The organism is Rhodonellum psychrophilum GCM71 = DSM 17998 (genome assembly GCF_000381545.1).
GTDB classification, from domain to species: Bacteria; Bacteroidota; Bacteroidia; order Cytophagales; family Cyclobacteriaceae; genus Rhodonellum; species Rhodonellum psychrophilum.
This window is the reverse complement of sequence record NZ_KB906674.1, coordinates 175,199-193,782: the sequence shown is the minus strand read 5'-3', so window position 1 is coordinate 193,782 and position 18,584 is coordinate 175,199. Positions and strand designations below refer to the sequence as shown.

At 44.1% G+C, this 18,584-nt stretch carries 14 protein-coding genes and 1 tRNA gene; 6 read left to right on the top strand and 9 right to left on the bottom strand.

The window, feature by feature from the left end; genetic code table 11:
• Positions 1–22: 22 nt before the first annotated feature.
• Positions 23–1,195 (top strand): hypothetical protein, encoded by a 1,173-nt coding sequence (locus F824_RS0103990; protein WP_019596569.1) that lies wholly within the window; start codon positions 23–25, stop codon positions 1,193–1,195.
• A 34-nt stretch (positions 1,196–1,229) separates the two neighbouring features.
• On the opposite strand, the gene F824_RS27910 is transcribed toward F824_RS0103990, so the two are convergent.
• Complete coding sequence (locus F824_RS27910; RefSeq protein WP_019596568.1) at positions 1,230–1,421, bottom strand: hypothetical protein; 192 nt, start codon at positions 1,419–1,421, stop codon at positions 1,230–1,232.
• Positions 1,422–1,537: 116 nt separating this feature from the next.
• Here F824_RS27910 and F824_RS0103980 point away from each other — a divergent pair, with 116 nt between their 5' ends.
• Genes F824_RS0103980 through F824_RS0103970 form a run of 3 tightly spaced genes read left to right on the top strand, consistent with a single transcriptional unit; the run spans position 1,538 to position 5,403 of the window.
• Positions 1,538–2,980, top strand: a complete 1,443-nt coding sequence (locus F824_RS0103980; protein WP_019596567.1) for a BatD family protein — start codon at positions 1,538–1,540, stop codon at positions 2,978–2,980.
• A complete protein-coding gene (gene aroC / locus F824_RS0103975; RefSeq protein ID WP_019596566.1) occupies positions 2,980–4,056 on the top strand; it encodes a chorismate synthase in 1,077 nt (358 codons plus the stop codon). The genes F824_RS0103980 and aroC overlap by 1 nt, the downstream gene beginning before the upstream one ends.
• An 18-nt stretch (positions 4,057–4,074) precedes the next feature.
• Positions 4,075–5,403 (top strand): dicarboxylate/amino acid:cation symporter, encoded by a 1,329-nt coding sequence (locus F824_RS0103970; RefSeq protein ID WP_019596565.1) that lies wholly within the window; start codon positions 4,075–4,077, stop codon positions 5,401–5,403.
• A gap of 276 nt (positions 5,404–5,679) precedes the next feature.
• On the opposite strand, the gene F824_RS0103955 is transcribed toward F824_RS0103970, so the two are convergent.
• The 4 genes from F824_RS0103955 to F824_RS0103935 all read right to left on the bottom strand — a co-directional run bounded on the left by F824_RS0103955 (position 5,680) and on the right by F824_RS0103935 (position 10,656).
• Positions 5,680–6,450 carry a LytR/AlgR family response regulator transcription factor gene (locus tag F824_RS0103955; RefSeq protein ID WP_019596562.1) on the bottom strand — a complete coding sequence of 257 codons (771 nt, stop codon included), beginning with the start codon at positions 6,448–6,450 and terminating at the stop codon, positions 5,680–5,682.
• A gap of 77 nt (positions 6,451–6,527) precedes the next feature.
• Positions 6,528–7,604: a sensor histidine kinase gene (locus tag F824_RS0103950; RefSeq protein WP_019596561.1), complete on the bottom strand. Its 1,077-nt coding sequence runs from the start codon at positions 7,602–7,604 to the stop codon at positions 6,528–6,530.
• A gap of 235 nt (positions 7,605–7,839) precedes the next feature.
• Positions 7,840–8,493, bottom strand: a complete 654-nt coding sequence (locus tag F824_RS0103940; RefSeq protein WP_019596559.1) for a hypothetical protein — start codon at positions 8,491–8,493, stop codon at positions 7,840–7,842.
• A 12-nt stretch (positions 8,494–8,505) separates the two neighbouring features.
• Positions 8,506–10,656 carry a TonB-dependent receptor gene (locus tag F824_RS0103935; protein ID WP_022582172.1) on the bottom strand — a complete coding sequence of 717 codons (2,151 nt, stop codon included), beginning with the start codon at positions 10,654–10,656 and terminating at the stop codon, positions 8,506–8,508.
• A gap of 276 nt (positions 10,657–10,932) precedes the next feature.
• Between F824_RS0103935 and F824_RS0103930 the strand changes: the two genes are divergently transcribed.
• Positions 10,933–12,456, top strand: a complete 1,524-nt coding sequence (locus tag F824_RS0103930; RefSeq protein WP_026333480.1) for a TolB family protein — start codon at positions 10,933–10,935, stop codon at positions 12,454–12,456.
• 336 nt (positions 12,457–12,792) lie between these two features.
• Here F824_RS0103930 and F824_RS0103925 read toward each other — a convergent pair whose 3' ends face one another.
• From F824_RS0103925 to F824_RS0103905, 4 genes are all read right to left on the bottom strand, one after another.
• A complete protein-coding gene (locus F824_RS0103925; RefSeq protein WP_019596555.1) occupies positions 12,793–15,318 on the bottom strand; it encodes a M14 family metallopeptidase in 2,526 nt (841 codons plus the stop codon).
• A 581-nt stretch (positions 15,319–15,899) separates the two neighbouring features.
• A tRNA-Val gene (locus tag F824_RS0103915) sits at positions 15,900–15,974 on the bottom strand.
• Positions 15,975–16,092: 118 nt separating this feature from the next.
• Positions 16,093–16,713 (bottom strand): class I SAM-dependent methyltransferase, encoded by a 621-nt coding sequence (locus tag F824_RS0103910; RefSeq protein ID WP_019596553.1) that lies wholly within the window; start codon positions 16,711–16,713, stop codon positions 16,093–16,095.
• Positions 16,694–17,611, bottom strand: coding sequence for a patatin-like phospholipase family protein (locus tag F824_RS0103905; RefSeq protein WP_019596552.1), 918 nt, complete (start codon positions 17,609–17,611; stop codon positions 16,694–16,696). The genes F824_RS0103910 and F824_RS0103905 overlap by 20 nt, the downstream gene beginning before the upstream one ends.
• 194 nt (positions 17,612–17,805) lie before the next feature.
• Here F824_RS0103905 and F824_RS27415 point away from each other — a divergent pair, with 194 nt between their 5' ends.
• On the top strand, positions 17,806–17,970 hold the full coding sequence (locus F824_RS27415; protein ID WP_019596551.1) for a hypothetical protein: 165 nt from the start codon (positions 17,806–17,808) through the stop codon (positions 17,968–17,970).
• Positions 17,971–18,584 lie beyond the last annotated feature (614 nt).

Sequence of the window (18,584 nt, the reverse complement as noted above, 5' to 3'; positions counted from 1 at the left end):
TTTTAGCTAAACCAAAAATCCGATGCGGTTATTGGAAATAAAATCAAAAATCGATGAAAAGGAATTTATCAAGACCCATGTCCTGATAAACAGGTTTTTCCCCAACTGGATCAGACCCTTGGACCAGGATGTTCTGGCTGTATTTGATCCTCAGAAAAACAAACTGCTCCAACATGGAGAGGTGATAAGGTGGATTGTGAAGGACTATGAAGGCAATTGCCTGGGAAGAATCGCCGCTTTTGTGAATAAAAGATACAAGAACAAAGGGGACGAGCTTCCTATCGGAGGGATTGGATTTTTTGATTGTATCGATAAGCAAGAGGTTGCTGATGTATTGTTTGACACTGCCAAGAAATGGTTGGGTGAAAGGGGCATGCAGGCAATGGATGGCCCAATCAACCTGGGCGACAGGGACAAATGGTGGGGATTGTTGGTGGAGGGATTCCATCCGCCGATCTACAGCATGAATTTCAACCCACCTTATTACCAGAAATTATTTGAGAATTACGGTTTCAAAAACTTCTACAACCAGATATGCTGGAGCCTTTCCGTGGCAGAGGAATCAAACCAACTGGAGGCCAAATTTTATGAAAGCCACCAAAAATTTGCTGGCAATCCGGATTTCCAAGCCCGGCATGTCAATAAAAATCAGCTGGATAAGTTTGCGGAAGATTTTTGTGCCGTCTACAACAAGGCGTGGGCAAACCACAGTGGAAATAAGGAGATGGCGATTGCCCAAGCGAGGAAATTGATCCAATCACTCAAGCCCGTCTTGGACGAAAAGCTGGTGTGGTTTGTCTACCATAAAAATGAGCCGGTGGTGATGTGGATCAATCTCCCGGACATCAACCAAATCGTCAAGCACCTCAAGGGCCAATTTGGGATCTGGGCAAAATTCAAGTTTTTTTTGATCAAGACTTTCGGTACCAATACCAACTTCGTGGGAATCGTATATGGAGTCGTACCTGAATTTCAAGGATCGGGCTTGGATTATTTTATGATCGTGGAAGCGGAAAAAGTTATCAAATCAAGGACGGGATACAAAAAACTGGAGCTGTATTGGCAGGGGGACTTCAACCCGAAGATGCTGAATATTTCCAAAAACCTCGGCGGAAAACCTTTTAGAAAATTGGTGACTTACCGCTATCTTTTTGATCGGGATAAACCTTTCAAAAGGCATCCGGTGATTGATTGACAAAAAAAAAGCCCCATTGATGGGGCTGTACATTTTATCCAGAAAAATCGACAAAATATCTGTTTAACACTGGTTCATATATTTTGGAAAAATTCCGATAACACCAATCCCTGAATTCTTTGATTTCGGCCGGCATCAAAAGATTCAGTCCCTTTCGCAACTCTTTCTCGAAGAGTCTCTTGTCAAAACTTACTTTCATCAAAACAATTTTAACGTATTCCAACATAGCTTAAAATTAATTTGTTTGTACAAGTTCAATTTAATAATGGATACGATACTAGATATCGTTTGTTGCGTTTAAAATATAAAGTTAATTTGCGCTCCTCAAGAATAAATACCAATATGAAATTAACGATTGCCAAGTGTCTTTTTGTATTGCTTTTCGGCTTTATTTCTTTCAACACCTGGGCCCAGGAAATAACCATTGAACTGGGGCCTGACGAAATCGGTCTAAATGAGACCTTTAATATAAAGGTCACGATTTCCAATGACAAAATAAAGTCCTACGATCAATTCCCAGAGATCCCCGGATTCCAAAAGCAAGGACTTTCGCAATCCTCCTCCATGAACCTGATCAATGGGCAAATGAGCAGTACCAACAGCATCATCCAATATTACAAACCAACCAAAAAAGGCAGATTCCAAACCGGAAGTTTTTCGGTAAAAATAAACGGGAATGATTATGCTTCCCCCGGAAAATCAATCAACGTGGTAGACGCCCGTGCCGCCCAAAGGACCCCGGGACTCTTTGGGCCAACTGATGATCTATTTGGAGGAACGCAGGCTGAACCTGAATTCATCGAAATCGAGGACGATGCATTTTTCGCCTCCACAGTCAACAAGGAGGAAGTATTTGTCGGTGAAGGCATCAACGTCAGCCTGGCATTCTACATGTCAGAGACCAACCAAGCCCCCTTCCAGTTCTATGAACCTGGAAGGCAATTGGATGAAATGCTGAAAAAAATCAAACCTTCCAATGCATGGGAGGAAAACTTCAACATCACGAGCATTCAACCAGAAAAGGTTACTTTCAATGGGAAAAACTGGATCAAATACAAGGTCTATGAGGCCGTATTTTTCCCTTTTTCCGAAGGGGAAATCAATATTCCCTCAGTGGCTTGGGAAATGATCAAATACAAGTTGGCCAAAAACCCGACGTTTTTTGGCAGCAACCGCCTAGAAGACTTCAAGACCTTTTATTCATCAGGCAAGAAAATCAAGGTCAAACCACTCCCTCCACATCCCCTGAAAAATGAAGTGAGCGTGGGATTGTACCAGCTGCGTGAAAATTTCACCGATCTTCAGGTGCAAACGGGCGAGGGATTCACCTATAATTTCGGTGTCAGTGGCGAGGGAAACATCAATTCGATTTCTCCTCCAAAGGCAAACCAAATCCAAAAACTCAATACCTACGATCCAAATGTCCGCCAGCAGATCAATCGCGGCAATGGGCGGATCTCGGGAATCAAGGAATTCACCTATTTTCTTACCCTGAATGAAGCCGGAGAAGTAAAACTCGCCGACCACTTCAACTGGATTTATTTCAATCCCAATACTGAAAAATACGATACGCTTAGGCCAAAATCAGTGATTCGGGTGGTGGGCGAATCCAAAGTCAATCAAGCCATTTCCAACCAACGACTGGGAGGGATTTATGATTTGATAGAACTAGAGGACAATAAACTTTTAAACCAACGATATAAGTATTATTTTTCGCTCTTTATCAATCTGCTACTGGCAGCTTCAGTAATATTATTGGCTGTCCTGATCATGAAAAAGAGATAATGGGGAATACGTTTGGGAAATTATTCAAGATTAGTACATTCGGAGAATCGCACGGAAAAGCGCTTGGAGTGGTCATCGATGGCTGTCCAGCCGGTTTGGAAATAGATGAGGAATTCATCAAGGCCGAAATGCAAAGAAGAAAACCGGGCCAATCCAAAATCACTACACAAAGAAAGGAAGAAGATGAATTTCAGATTCTTTCGGGAGTGTTTGAAGGAAAAAGCACTGGCACCCCGATTGGGATAGTGATCGCAAACGAGGATCAAAAGAGCAAGGATTATGGGCACATCGCAGATAAATTCCGGCCTTCTCATGCAGATTACACCTATTTTGAAAAATACGGCATTCGCGACCATAGAGGTGGCGGAAGAAGCAGTGCCAGGGAAACGGCAGCCCGTGTTGCCGCAGGGGCAATCGCCAAACTTCTTTTGAAACATTATGGGATCAGCATCCAGGCCTATGTCAGTCAAACAGGCGATCTCAAACTGGAAAAGCAATACACTGAACTTGACCTCAGCCTTACAGAGACCAATATCATCCGCTGCCCTGACCCAGAGATGGCGGAAAAAATGATCACCTTTATCGACGAGGTCAGAAAAAACCGCGATACCGTAGGCGGAATGGTGACATGTGTCGCCAAAAATGTCCCCGCCGGACTTGGCGAACCCGTTTTTGACCGGCTTCATGCTGAACTTGGAAAAGCCATGCTTAGCATCAATGCCGTAAAAGGCTTTGAGTATGGCAGTGGCTTCGAAGGCATCAAAATGAAAGGTTCCGAGCACAATGACGCCTTTTATAAAGATGGAGACCGCATCCGGACCAAAACAAACCACTCAGGAGGAATCCAGGGAGGAATCTCGAATGGGGAGGACATTTACTTTAACGTGGCCTTCAAACCCGTGGCCACGATTATGCAGGATCAGGAATCGCTAAATGAAGATGGTGAGACCGTTACGATTTCTGGAAAAGGGAGACATGACCCCTGTGTCGTACCAAGGGCTGTACCCATCGTAGAAGCAATGACCGCCTTGGTATTGGCAGATTATCTGCTGATTAGCAGATCAAATAAACTTTAAGCAATTAATTCGGAGAATATGTTAAAAAAAATACCCCTGCATACCCAAATCATCGCTGGCTTAGTCTTAGGATTGATTTTTGGGCTGGTCATCGTACAGGCTGGATTTTCTCCGGATTTTACCATCAATTATATCAAACCCATCGGGACGATCTTCATCAACGCCTTGAAAATGATCGCGGTTCCCTTGGTGTTGGCATCGCTCATTGTAGGGGTTTCAAATCTGGGAGACATCTCCAAGTTGAGCCGAATCGGAGGAAAAACCATTGTAACCTATCTGATTACCACCATTTTGGCGGTTAGCCTTGGATTGCTCTTGGTCAATGTATTCCAACCTGGAAAAAGTCTTCCTCAGGAAACGCGTGAAAACTTAATGGCCCTTTATGATGATGCCGTTGACACAAGGACATCTCAAGCGGAAAAATTCAAGGAACAAAGCCCTCTTCAACCATTGGTGGACATCGTTCCGGAAAACATCTTTAAGGCTGCCGCAGACAATGCAAGCATGCTTCAGGTGGTCTTCTTCGCCATCATTGTAGGCATCGCTTTGCTTCAGATCCCTAAGACAAAAGCCACCCCAGTCATTGCTTTTTTTGATGGACTCAATGACGTCATTATTCAAATCGTGGGCTATATCATGATGATCGCACCTTATGGCGTATTCGCCCTGATGGCATCACTGATCGTGGAGATTGCTGGGGACAATCCCGAATCTGCCGTTCAACTGTTGTTGGCCCTACTGAAATACAGCCTGGTCGTAGTCGGCGGTTTGCTGATCATGATGATGGTGGTCTATCCCCTTATCTTGAAATCCTTCACCAAAATCAAGTATCTGGACTTTTTCAAGGCCATTCGTCCGGCACAACTCTTGGCTTTTTCCACCAGCTCAAGCTCAGCCACCTTACCCGTGACGATGAAGCAGGTAGAGGAGGAACTCGGGGTTTCCGAAGAGGTAAGTAGCTTTGTGCTTCCCTTGGGAGCCACGATCAACATGGACGGAACAAGTCTCTACCAAGGGGTTGCGGCGGTTTTTATCGCCCAAGCATTGGGAATGGACCTGACGATTACCCAACAGCTCATGATCGTCTTGACGGCTACACTTGCCTCCATTGGCTCTGCAGGAGTCCCGGGAGCAGGCTTGATCATGCTGATTATCGTTTTGGAATCCATCAATGTTCCTGCAGCGGGAATTGCCCTGATCATTGCTCCGGATAGGATTTTGGACATGTTCCGTACGGTGGTCAATGTCACGGGAGATGCTACGGTCTGTACTTTGGTCGCCAGCACGGAAGGTGAATTGCCAGATGGCTTGATCAGGAAAGCAAATCCCTTCACGCCAAACGAATAGAAGAAAAAGTAAGAATATAAATCAAAAGCCCTACAAATTCATTTTTTGTGGGGCTTTTGAATTTCCCCCTTCCCTTGTCCCTGAGATTCATTTGCCCTATTCTAGGAATCAAACTCATTTTCCCAAAAAAAATGAACCCGATAGGGTGAAATCAAAAATTGTAAATAACAACTGATTATTGAGTGCTTTCAGGCTGGAATGAAATTGGTATTGTCTATGGGAGTCGATAGCTCTAGACTGTAAAAGGAAAAAAGCAGCCCCCTCGAACACCATTCATCAACCGTCCAGCCAATTCTTAAACTCCCCCACTTTTTCCCTGCTCACCAAGATGTCTTGGTCCTCGGTATTTGTCAGTTTTATTTTGAGACGGCTGTTTGAATACGTGTGGATTTCGGAAATAGAGGAAAAGGAGGCAATGTATTTTCGGTTCAGGCGGAAAAACTTCCGGGGGTCCAACATCCCCTCCAATTGGTCCAGGGTATAATCCAAAATGTATCTTCTCCCTTCCTTGGTCTGTAGGTACGTCACTTTTTCTTCACTGAAAAAAATGGAGATATCAGCAGTCTGCACACTTTGAATTTTCTCTCCGTATTTGACCAAAAATCTGGATTTATGGTGGTCGGCTTGGGGCACCAGTAGCGCTTTGAGCTGTTGGATATCCAAACCGGCTTGCTTTTGTTGACTCTGGAATTTTTGAAGGGCTTGATCCAATTCCTGGGGATCGATTGGTTTCAATAAATAATCAATTGAATTTAGCTTAAAGGCCTTGATCGCATATTGGTCAAAGGCGGTCGTGAAAATAATGGGAGATCCGACTTTTATCCTTTCAAAAATTTCAAAACTCTGACCATCTGCCAACTGGATGTCACAGAAAATCAAATCCGGGGCAGGATGTCCCTGAAGCCAATCGACACTGGAAATGATCGTATCCAAGTGTCCATGAAGAACAGCCTCCGGAAAAAATCCCTGCAGCAGTTGCCGCAACCGATTTGCGGCAGGTTTTTCATCTTCAATGATCAAGATTTGGAGCTTGGAGGAATAAGACATTTTGCTTTAAATAATTGGGGATTTTTTAAAATGAATACAAATGCTGGCAATAGTATACCAAAAGGGAGGCAAACGCCTTATTCATCCAGCCTTAACAAAGGCAATTCCACGATGAATTCGGCTTTGGATTTTGTGATTTTTGGTATTTGATCGCTCAGGAGTGCGTAGCGTTTGAAGATGTTTTCCAGGCCGATCCCCCTTTCTTCAACTTCCGGGGTCAGCTTCTCTTGAAGGTTGTTTCGGACGATCAATTTGTCATCAATCCGCTCGATTATGATTTTTAAAGGGTTTTCCATGCTGGCCACATTGTGTTTGACGGCATTCTCCAACAACAGCTGGAGCGAAAGTGGTGGGATGAAATACTCTTCCATCCGATCCACAACAAGTCGAAATTCCAAACTTTCATCAAATCGGATTTTCTGCAAACTCAAGAAATTTTGGGCAAAAGCCAGTTCCCTTTCCACTGCGACCAATTCCTCCTGCTGCACATCCAATACGTAACGGTAGATCCTGGACAGTTGCTGGATAAACGCAGCGGATTTGTCCGGACTTTCGTAAACCAGATGGGAAAGCGCATTGAGGGAATTGAAGAGAAAATGTGGGTTCAATTGGTTTTTTAGGGATTGATATTGACTGGCCAAATTTTCGGATTTCAATTTTTCGGTTTCCAAAGCCGAATTTCTCCATTGGTAAAGCCAGGACCTCGTCGTGAAGATGGAGATAATCACGAGGGCGATCGCCACGGGCATTTTTGTATAGCCGATGATGTCCCACCATGAAATTTTCCCTAAAGTCATTCCTTCCACACTGACCAAAACATACAGGATCACCAAAACATAACTGACGATAAAAGAATAAATCAAATAGGAACCTGCCGTCAGCAACAGCCTTTTCACAGGTTTTTTGATCCAGGGAATCCTCTTGTCAAAGAATTCCTGCACCTGAAACCCTCCCATACTGAGCGCGGAGGACATCAAAAAAGAGAAACCAAAGTCTGGAAGAATGGAAACCAATCCCTCGGAAGACAAAAAACATTTTGCGCATTGAAAAAGCGTCAAGACCAAGGCAATCACAAAATTCAAGAGGATGAATTTCCCAAAAGACCTAAAGATGGGTGCACTGGTGGTGGTATATTTCTTATTTTTCAAATTCATGGTCCTGTCTATTATTTGACCAAAAGGAGAGTCAATCAAAATTTCCCGATTTTACGTTCTTATCGTGTCACAAAGCGATTATCCGATGCACCATGGAAGATATGGTTTTTGCACTTTCTTACAAACAGGATCTTTTGGCAATTGTGGAAAAGGAGTATTCAGACATGAAAAAATTTCGAAAACAGCCCCTCCATCTGGTAAGATGATGGAGGGGCTGTTGGAAACATAGCCAAATTCATGGACACTCCGCCTTCATTTGGGCTGCCATATTTTTGCCCCACATGGGCTCCAATGCTCCTTCTTTTGCTTCAGAGGCTTCTTTTTCAAAAAGTTTCAAACTGGCATCGACCAATCCGCAGGCCTTTTCCGGTCCCTGACCAAAGAATTGGGCCATCCCATTTTCCATTTGGGCCATCATGAAGATGGCTCTCGGGTTTTGTCTGTTCAGTTCGATGGCTTTGGCAAAGGTCTGCATGGCAATCGGCGATAGGCTTTGCCCTCGTGAATTTGGATCCACGCTCAATTCTCCCATGATGATGAATCCTTGCATCGCCACGATTTCAGAATTGTTTGGTGAAATGCTCGCTGCCTTTTTCGCATGCATCTTGGCTTGTCCAAAGAACCCATCCTTTTCCTGAATTCCCCCATCCGTCCTAAAGCCCATATTGGCATAAGCCCAAGCTGCATAATAATCCGGCAACCATTCTTCCTTATTCATTTCCGCAATCCGAGAAAAAACATTGGCCGATTGTTGCAGATCTTGGACACTTCCCGCTCGATACAATTTTTGGATTTCAGTGCGCATGGCTTTTTCATACGCTTCATTAGAAGCTTTGATGCTGATTGAAATCAGGAACATCATTCCGATGGCAAATAGGTACTTTTTCATAGTTTTTTTGTTTTATAAGTTGTTCAATTGATTGGCATTTTTGTCTTTGGAAAGCGTCAGGAATAGGCCGAGAAACAGAAACCGTGGCGCCTGAAGCTTGATCGGCAAGGCCTCAAACCTTCCGGATGCATTGGCCTGTTCACTGAATCGGTATCCGAAAATATTATCCCTACCCAACACATTGGAACAGGCGAGGTGAAGGATCAAGTTGGGACGAGGCAGGTAACTCCAGCTCAAACTCAAATCCTGAAATCCCCTGGTCTTGTCATTCATTTGCCCCGGAAAATTGGGGTTGGTGTAAGTATAGCCGTCATTGATCCCAAAAGAGGCCCCAATCTGGGATTTCAATCCAGATACGAAATGCTTGATGACGAGGGACCCATTGTGTCTCGACGCAAAACCCGGCTGCACCCTTTCCGTGTATTGGGCAAATTTCCTTTTGCTGTCCACAAAGCTGTAGGTGATCCAAAAATCAGTGTTTTTCACTGTCTCCCTGTCCCTATAAAAGAGGTCAAAACCCTGGGCATATCCCTCTCCGTTTTGCTGGATATCGATGTATTGGAAAGGATTCCCTTTAAACGTGGTCAGTTTTTGATATTGTTTGTAGAAAGCCTCTGCCCGAAAAGTTCTGCCGTTTTTGTTCAGAAAATAATTCAAAATCAAATGGTTGGCCTTGGTATTCTGCAATTCCTGATTGAAAATTCGGAGCTGCTCGACTGGCATTTGACTGAATTGGCCTGCGGCAAAGGAAAGTTGGCCCTCGCTGGGAAATTTGTAGGCCAGAGACAATCTCGGGTCCAACCAAGTTTCCTTGGCCAAGGAGCTGTGTCCACCTCTCAGCCCGCCACGCAAGATGAATTTGCTGTTCACGTAAAAATCTGCCTCTGAAAAAATGTTGGTGTGATGGTCATTGAGTTCCCTTTTGCTGTTTTGGGATCGAAAATTCTCTTCATAGCGGTAGGTGTAGGATTCGACTCCGGTTTTGATCGAGAATCTATCCGAAAAACCTTTCAGAGCCACGAACTTGCCATGCAGCACTTGGTTTTGATTGCGAAGATCCACCTGATCCAATACCAGCGCATCGACATTGTTGGAATAAGAAATCCCTCCATAGTAGCTCCAGTCGTTTTTCCCGATTTGCTTGAAGGATCCTTGGGCAAAAGTATAGCGGTTTTGGACATCGACCAATTCCCCTCTTTCCTCCGAACCGGGAATGGCTTGCCAGATTTTCATCCCACCGGATTCCGTATGGACATAGGCTTTGACCATCCCATTATTTCCCCATTTTTGTCTGGCCGAAACTTCGGCATCCCAACCAAACGGCGCTCTTTCCCAATCGAAATTTTGCCGGATCAAGGATTGGTAGGGAGCGAGGTCAAAATAATTGGCAGAGGCCGTAATGCTGCTTTTTTCAGCGGCCAGCGTTTGGGTAAATCCCCCACCGATCGACATGAGACTGACGTCCCCCTGGCTTCTTAGCGGAAAATCCACAGTGTTCAGTGCCAAAGTGGAGGAAAGTGCCTGACCAAATTCGGCGGAATAGCCTCCCGTGCTGAAAAAAGAACCTTTGAACAAATTGGGATTGAATCGGGTCCGCGTGGGGACGTTGGAAGCGGTGGTGCCGAAAGCATTTCCAACCTTCATCCCATCGATGAAGATGGCCGTCTCGCTGGCATCTCCGCCACGAACAAACAATCTTCCATCATTGCCAACGGTACTCGTTCCGGGCAAAGTCTGAAATGCACCCACTATATCTCCCATCGCTGAAGGGACCGTGACAATATCGATTGATTTCAAGACCACCGCTCTTTTTTCATCCGAAGCTTCCATCGCACCTGCAGTGATGGTCACCGCGGTCATGTCGTTGATGGCCTCCCTCATCACGGGATGGAATTCTTGGACACTCCCATTTAAGACCACTTCAAGTTCCTGACTTTTGAATCCCATCGCTTGGAACATCAGGGTTTGAGTCCCTCCCAATTCCGTTTCCATTTGGAAATTTCCCTCCAGATCGGACGAGGTACCATCGTATGTGTTTTTGATAAAGATATTTACGCCTGGGATAGTTTGCCCTTTTTGGTCCTTCACTGATCCTTTGATTAGGGTTTGACCGATGGTTTGCACTGCCAAAAAGAAGAGGAGTATGGAAAGAATTGTTTTCATCGCTTTTGCATTTGACCCAAAACTCAAGAAAACGTGTCTGCCAAAAAATAAAAGCTGACTGAAGTGAGGAATTGGATGGATGAACTGTCAAAAGCAGAAACCAGAAAAAAAATGGGTGTATTCTTTAAATCAAAATGGGTTTGGGAAAACCGGAAGCACTCGGGCTGGACATTTATGCTTTTTAACACCAAGGGTCTCCAGCCATCACTTATCCATGGTTTTCAAAGAGAATTTTTTGTTAATTATTTCTTTTCCAACAAACCTAAAAGCCAAACCATGAAATACCTATTCATTCTTCTTAGCCTATTTTTACTTGAACCCGCTTTTTCCCAACAGGATACGATCGGTATTTTCCCAAGCAGCAAGGATATTGGCAATCCCAAGTTGGCTGGCAGCGCATCCTACGACCAGGATGGACAACATTATATCCTTCAAGGGAGTGGCTATAATGTCTGGTTTGAAAGAGATGAGTTCCATTATTTGTTTGACAAAATAGAGGGGGATTTTATCCTCACGGCCAACTTTGAATTTATCGGCGAAGGAACCGACCCCCACCGAAAAGTCGGTTTGATGATCCGGGATTCAGAAGAAGACAATGCCCCCCACATCAGTGCGGCCCTTCATGGAGACGGCTTGACAGTCTTGCAATGGCGGGAACTGAAGGGCGCTTTTATGCGGGATCCCGAGGATGAGATTTTTTCTCCCAAAAGCCATTATGGGATTTTGCAGTTGGAGCGGACTGGAAAAGAATTCACCATGAGGGCTGCGCATGTAGGCGAACCGCTTCAGCTTATCGGTTCGCACGTGATGAAAACGATGGGGAATTCGATTTTGGCAGGGATCTTTATCAATTCCCACAACGAAAATGTGGTGGAGCAAGCAAAAGTCTGGAATGTCCGAATCGACCGACCTGTTGCAGACAATTACAATCCCGGGAGAGAAGGGTATTTGGGTTGCAGGCTGGAGACCATGAATGTTTTCACCGGAATCAGAAAGGTGATTTATGAGAAAGAAGACCGCTTTGAAGCACCCAATTGGATGCCCGATGGCAAAAAGCTGCTTTTTAATATGGATGGCGCATTGTTCACCATACCTGTAGCAGGTGGGGAAATTGAAAAATTGAACACCGGTTTTGCCGACAGAAACAACAATGACCATGGCATCTCCTTCGATGGAAAATTATTGGCCATCAGCCACCACAGGCAAGGGTTTCCCGGCGGTGGGTCGACGGTTTATGTATTGCCTTTGGCCGGTGGCGAACCCAAACTTATCACGGAAGAAACCCCCTCCTACTGGCATGGATGGTCCCCGGACAACAAGAAAGTACTTTATGTGGGCATGAGAGGTGAGAAAAAGACCTACGACATTTATCAAAAAAACATCTATGGCGGAGCAGAAATCGCTTTGACCAACACCCAGCCTGGGGAACATGTGGATGGCTGTGAATATTCTCCTGACGGAAAATTCATCTATTACAACGGCAGCCAATCCGGCACAATGCAACTCTGGAGAATGAAGCCCGACGGCTCGGGAAACGAACAATTGACCTTTGATGAAAAAAACGATTGGTTTCCACACCTCTCTCCGGATGGGAAATGGATTGCCTTTATTTCCTTTCCTGCTGAGATCCCTGTAAATGACCACCCTTCTTACAAAAGAGTGGAGCTGAAATTGATGCCTACTTCCGGTGGCGCACCCAGAACAATCGCCTACCTCTATGGCGGCCAAGGCACCATCAATGTCCCTTCCTGGTCACCCGACAGTCAATCGATCTCTTTTGTGAGCAATTCGGGAAAATAACCAAGGTTTATTGTCAGATTTCTTATGAACCATAGCGATCACGCTCAGGTACTGGAAGATATTTTCACCTACCATTGGAGTTGGCTAATTTCATAGCGATGATCAGAAATTTCACTTACGCTTTATTGTAATGCTTATTACAGTAATACGCTTTACAATAAATTGATTGAAAACTGAATCCAATCCTAAAGGATAAAATCATTCTCCAAATTTGGAAGGGGCATCCATACAGTCCTAAAAAAAATTCTTGATAAAAAAATTGAGCTCAAAAATAGGCGTTGCCTACTCTTGAGCTCAATTAGTATTTGAAAACCGGATCTAGGATCCCGTTATGGTTTACTGTCCAACCAAGAAAATTGCATTGGCCATCAAAAGCTTTCCGGATTCCCAGAAAGAACGGAACATCGGATTGTCCACCATGTACACAATATGTCCGCGACCTTGGTTTTCTACACCATAGACCATGGATTGGGCCATTCTTGGTTTGATTTTGCTGCCAATGTAGCCAAATCTGTAGGCATCATTGTTTTGGATGATCCCGGCATTTACGCCATTGTTCAGATAAGCATACCTTGACCCGTTGTTCTTCAGGGTATAGAATTTTCCGCCCATGCCGAAAGCCAATGGATGGGTTTCATCCAACTTCAGTTCATACACTGCACCTGCAGCCGTGGTGGAAATTCCCATTCTTTCCCTTTCTTGGTAAGGCTCCAATCTTTCGACATTCTGGATTTCCTTTTCTGCCTTCTCTGCAGCTTTTTTCTCTTCCTCTGTGTCGAATTTACTCAAGTCAAAACCTTCCTTATCGGCAAAAGCCATCAAGGCATTTTCGATGGCAATGAGCTTGCCACCTGCTTTTACCCAGTCCATCACCTTTTTGAAATTTGTATCAGAAAGATAACTTCCATAACTGGAAGGCATGATCACGACATCATAGCCATACAGATCCATTCTTCCCAACATGTCGGCTTCAATGATGCTCACTGGATAATCCAGTTCCTGCTCAAAGAAATACCAAAGCTCCCCAAAATTCAAGGAAGAGGTTCCTGAACCTCCGAGCAAGGCCACTTTGGGCGCTTTGATCGTCCGTACATCCGAAGAACCAAAATCTTTGCCTTTGTCCACATATCCAGTGGTGCTGGTCTTCAAGGAAATTTCCATTTCATTGGCCAAATCCACCACTATTTTGTCAAAATCTTTTTTGTACTGATTGCCATTTCGGTGGATCAGCAGGGAACCTGCAGGATAAGATTGTCCACCGGTTTCAAAGGCGTAATTGGTCACTCGAACCCTGATGCCTTCTCTCAACAAAGCGGCAAGAAATTTGGCATCTTGCGTCGCGTTCCAGGGAGAAATATAGGCCAGTGGCTTTCCGTCAAGCGCATTGGCGATGAAGGGTTCTTTTTCAAATCCCTTTGGCGCATCCAATCTGGATTCCAAAGCATAGGCCTGTACACCATAAGCCAAGGGCAATGCCCAACTGGTAATGTCATACGTAATGGAGTCTTGCAAAGTCGCCTGTGGCTCAAACAACACTTGGGTAAGCACCGATTTTGGCTGATAGGAATTGACGATGATGTCCTTTTCGGTCGTGGAGAAAGTCACGGATTTACCCGTCATGTAGTCCAACCCCTTTATTCCTGATCGGTTGCCGGCAAATCCATATTGTATTTTATTTTTGTCCAAAAGGGCCAAAAGCGCTTTTACCCGCCCTGCATTTTGGTCTCCTTTGATGACGAAGCTTTTGTACTTCGCTCTTGGATTGGCACTGTTGCTTTTAAAATATTTGGCAAATTCATCTGTGAGCCTACTTGCATTTTTGGCGGTCACTTCAATTGCTGAAATCCCGGCTGTGTGCTGGTGGATGATTCTGTCTTTTAAAGTAACGGTATCACCCAAGGCATTCAACATCCCCAAACCTGCTCTTCCGGACCCACCTTGTTCAATCGTCATGCCGATGGCTCCGTTGTACATGGGATAAGTATCTCCGTATGCGGGATACAACAAGTCAAAGCGCTCTTTGGTGAAATAATCCCAACTGTTTTCATCAAAATATCGGGCAGTATTCCTACCGAAAATCTCCTGGAATTCATGTTGGAAAGGGGAAAGTTGCTCATGCAAAGGCGGCGCTGCCGGAGCAAAATAGAAGGGCTCATTGATGCCTTGCTCATGGAAATCGACAAAAAGATGCGGCATCCATTCATGGTAGAGCTTCAGTCTTTCTTCCGTTTCTTTCTGTGTCTGCCATGCCCAGTCTCTGTTGAGATCCATCAGGTAATGGTTGGGTCTTCCTCCCGGCCAAGGCTCAAAATGCTCCACAGACTGCGGATCTGGCTGGAGGCGGTTGTTTTGCTTTTGGCCATACCAAGAGGTGTATCTTTCTCTACCGTCAGGATTGGCGCAAGGGTCGAGGATCAAAACCTGGTTTTGCGTCCATTCCTTGGATTGGGCATTGTTGGGGTCGGCGATTTGCCAGAAAGTCATCATGGCGGCTTCGGTGGCAACGGCTTCGTTGCCATGGACATTGTACTGCATCCAGTTGAGTGCTACTTGGGAAGAAGGAGAACCTTCGACCATACCTGTTCTCTTCAGGTTGTCCAATCGGATATTTTCAATATTGGTCATGTTTGCTGGTGAAGAAACCAAGGCCACAAATAACGGTCTGTTCTCGTAGGTTTCCCCGTAGTAAACCAATTCCACATTGGGAAGGCTGGCAGCAAGATGTTCGAAGTAGGCAACTACCCGATGATGGGGTGTAAAACGTTCACCAAGTGGATAGCCGAGGAATTCTTCCGGGCTTTTCTGGGCCTTGACACTTAAAGCCACTAAAAAAGTGAGCAACAAGAGTTGTATTTTTTTCATATAGGGTCTGATTTTATGCTGAATTGTAAAGAGACACGTAATTTAAGTGCTTTGTTGAGAAACCTCAAACCACTGAAAAAATATTCAGCTTATTCCACAGAATTTTTAGGGTTGAGGGGAAAGTTTTGTTCGTATTGCAGGAAAATCATGTTTGAAAATTTTGGTATTCTTGGGAACGATACCTCATGGAATCCAATTTCAGTTTGGTTATTTACTGGAGATCAAAATGGATGAAAACCACGGGTTGACCTCGGGAAAAAGATATAGGGAAACGAAAGCGTTGAGCGTAAAGAATCTTTTCGGCCAATTTGGTCCAAGGGGAAAAGATGAAATGAATCAGAGATGTGATTTTGAGCAATTCCGGGGATTTTCAATAGAATCTCCCACAGGCCTGTGAAAAAAAATCCAACAATTTATTTCCCTACTCAAGATACCGTTACCGATCTGAATCATTCATTAAGTGGAAATAGGAATGTTATTATTTTGAGTGTTGCGTGATAAAATAGGCGCCACTGTCTGCACTACCCCGCCAAAATTTCAATTGAATCCTCTAAAAATTAGCGCCTTAAATTTTAAAAATGTGGGACCTAAGGGATTCGAACCCATGACCTCTGCTCTGTCAAAGCAGCGCTCTAAACCAACTGAGCTAAGATCCCATTTTTTGAGACCGCTAAATTGTGAAATGCCCTGCTCATTTCCAAAACTTTCCCTCTTCAAGAGAAAAATAAGCTGAAAAGAGCATTGCTATTTTGAATGGTTTCAAACCCATCGCCTTTATCCCACTTTCTCCCAGACAAAAACACCCATCGCCCGCTGCCCATGGACCAAGGCACTTTTGGGGGCTTCCAAATGCCGGAGTCCATATTTTTGGATAATTAAGGCCAACAAAGGCTCCGTCAGGAGAAACCTTTCGCTGCCATCCGGCAATGCAAAAACACCGTTTCCCAGAGCCCTTGCGCTTTCTTCCATCCCGCCATGCCCCGTGGTCATCCTCAGGAAAAATATCCCCCCGGGTTTCAACACCCGCATCATCTCCTCCATCATCCGCATGAACTGACCTTGGTCCCTGGCAAAGTGCAGCACGGCGGAGCTGAGTATCGCGTCAAAAGCACCTTTGTGAAAAGGCATATCCTCCACCAAAGCAGTCTGAAACCGATAAATATCATAGTCTTTTTGAATGGTCTGGGCGTAAATCCTCGCCATCTGTATGGCAATCGGGTTGCTGTCCACACCGAAGATCGAATATCCCTCATTCAGGAAATAAATGCAGTTTCGGCCTTCCCCGCAACCCGCGTCCAGGATTTTCATATCCTTGGTAAATCTTCCCTTGAGGATTTGGTCCAAAAGGTAAATATCAATGTTTCCCAGAAGGGAGTTAAGCTTGCTGATTTCCATTTTCAAATTTTTCGATTGCCGTCAATGCCTTGCTTCTGCCGATTTTGATCAATTCCGAAGCCCTGTAAAATTCAAGTGTGCCGGCCTGCATCCTTGAAATTTCAATCAGCATGTCCATTTTGTGTTTTTTGATGACAAAGGCAGAAAGCTTGTCCTGAAGCAAGTCAAAAGAATGGTTCAGCAATTCAATGGACCCCATTTGCTTGGGTTGTTCTACCTTCTTTTCATCTGAGCTGATGTATTTGCTGAATTTATCCCTGTAATCTGCTGCCCAGATCGGCAGTTTAAGTAAATGGCCCCCCTCATCCGTTTTCACGGGTTTTTCTGGATTGACAAAGGCCTCCCTTGGACCATTGAGGTCAATGGCCACGACCAATTCCCCTTTGGTTTTTTTGGAAAGCAAGCTAAAGGGTATGGGATTCAAAATCCCGCCGTCAATATAGAATTTCCCCTTGACTTGGGCTGGCGTAAGGACGGTTGGAATGGAAACGGAGGCCCGGATGGCACTATAGAGGCTTCCTTTGGTAAATATTTTTTCTTTCCCAAAGGGAATTTCAACAGCTGTACACCGAAATGGAATCTTCAAATCCTCAATTTGACAGTCAGGTACAATGTTTTGGATGGCATTGAAGACACGGTCTCCTTTGATGAAACCATTTCTGGAAAGGGTAAAATCCATCAGGGAAAAAACGTCAATTTTATCCAAATTGCATATCCATTCCTTGAATTCAGGAAGCTTCCCAGTCGCATAGACACCACCGATCAATGCCCCAATAGAGCTGCCGGCGATGGAAACGATCGTGTAACCGGATTCCTCCAATGCTTCGATTGCCCCGATCTGCGCCATGCCTCTGGCCCCACCACTGGAAAGCACCAATGAAACTGTTTTATTGCCCATAATTTGAAAACTACATAGAAATCTGAAACCACTCCAGTACTTTTTAACTCTGTTCGCATTTTTTCAGGCTTGTCTCCCTTCTTTCTGCTATGGTTTTTGTTTTGTTTTATCTCTCCTGAAACCGATTTCTCCGGATAAAAATAGTTCAAAATGTTGGCTTTTATGGGTTGACGTCCAAAAACGATGGAACGTTGATGCATATTTTGAACCGCTGGGGAAAACAGATGCAAGATTTGGTGATCATGAAGACAAAGCTGATGGAAAAGATCGCCTCCATCCGCTTTTCGAGTCCGTTTTATCGAAGAATGAATTTCGGCAGGATTGGTCGAAAAACCCAAAAATACAATTTCAAGAAGTGATAAATCCTAAATAGACAAAGGGAGAAAACCCTGCGTCCTGCCAAAAAAAACTGATCCGTGAATTGGAGAAAAAAAAGGGATAATACCCTATGGATAATCCACATTCTTGAACATCAGAAAGCTGTATCCATTCAGAAAAGTCACGCAGATACGAGCATCAAATTTTAGCATTCTTGAATAAAAAATAATGGCATTTGGAAGTAATACCTATGAAAACATCATTAGAAATGCGATGGTCAAACAATGATTTTCGAGTCCATCAATATCAAAAAAATAGCTGATTACCTCTAGGCCCTCCATCCCCTAGTAGACCACTTTCGCAAACCTTCCAAAAATGCGCTCAAATTCCAGAACCTTAGTTCCAACTTGAAGCCTGATTTCATATTAATTTTTTAATGTTTTTTGACTTTGATAAAAAATAAATAAAAGTATTTTTTCTTTATATTTTTTTTATTGCGCAATATCATACTTTAGCATAAGATAAATTCTTATGTATCAATAGAATTCAAATTAAAATTTGATTATATTTAGTATTTCCTTTATAAATCATTTCGTAGAAAAGTTTTATTTCAAATAAGTTAACTTTTAACCCAAAAGCTTATGTCAAGAAGGAA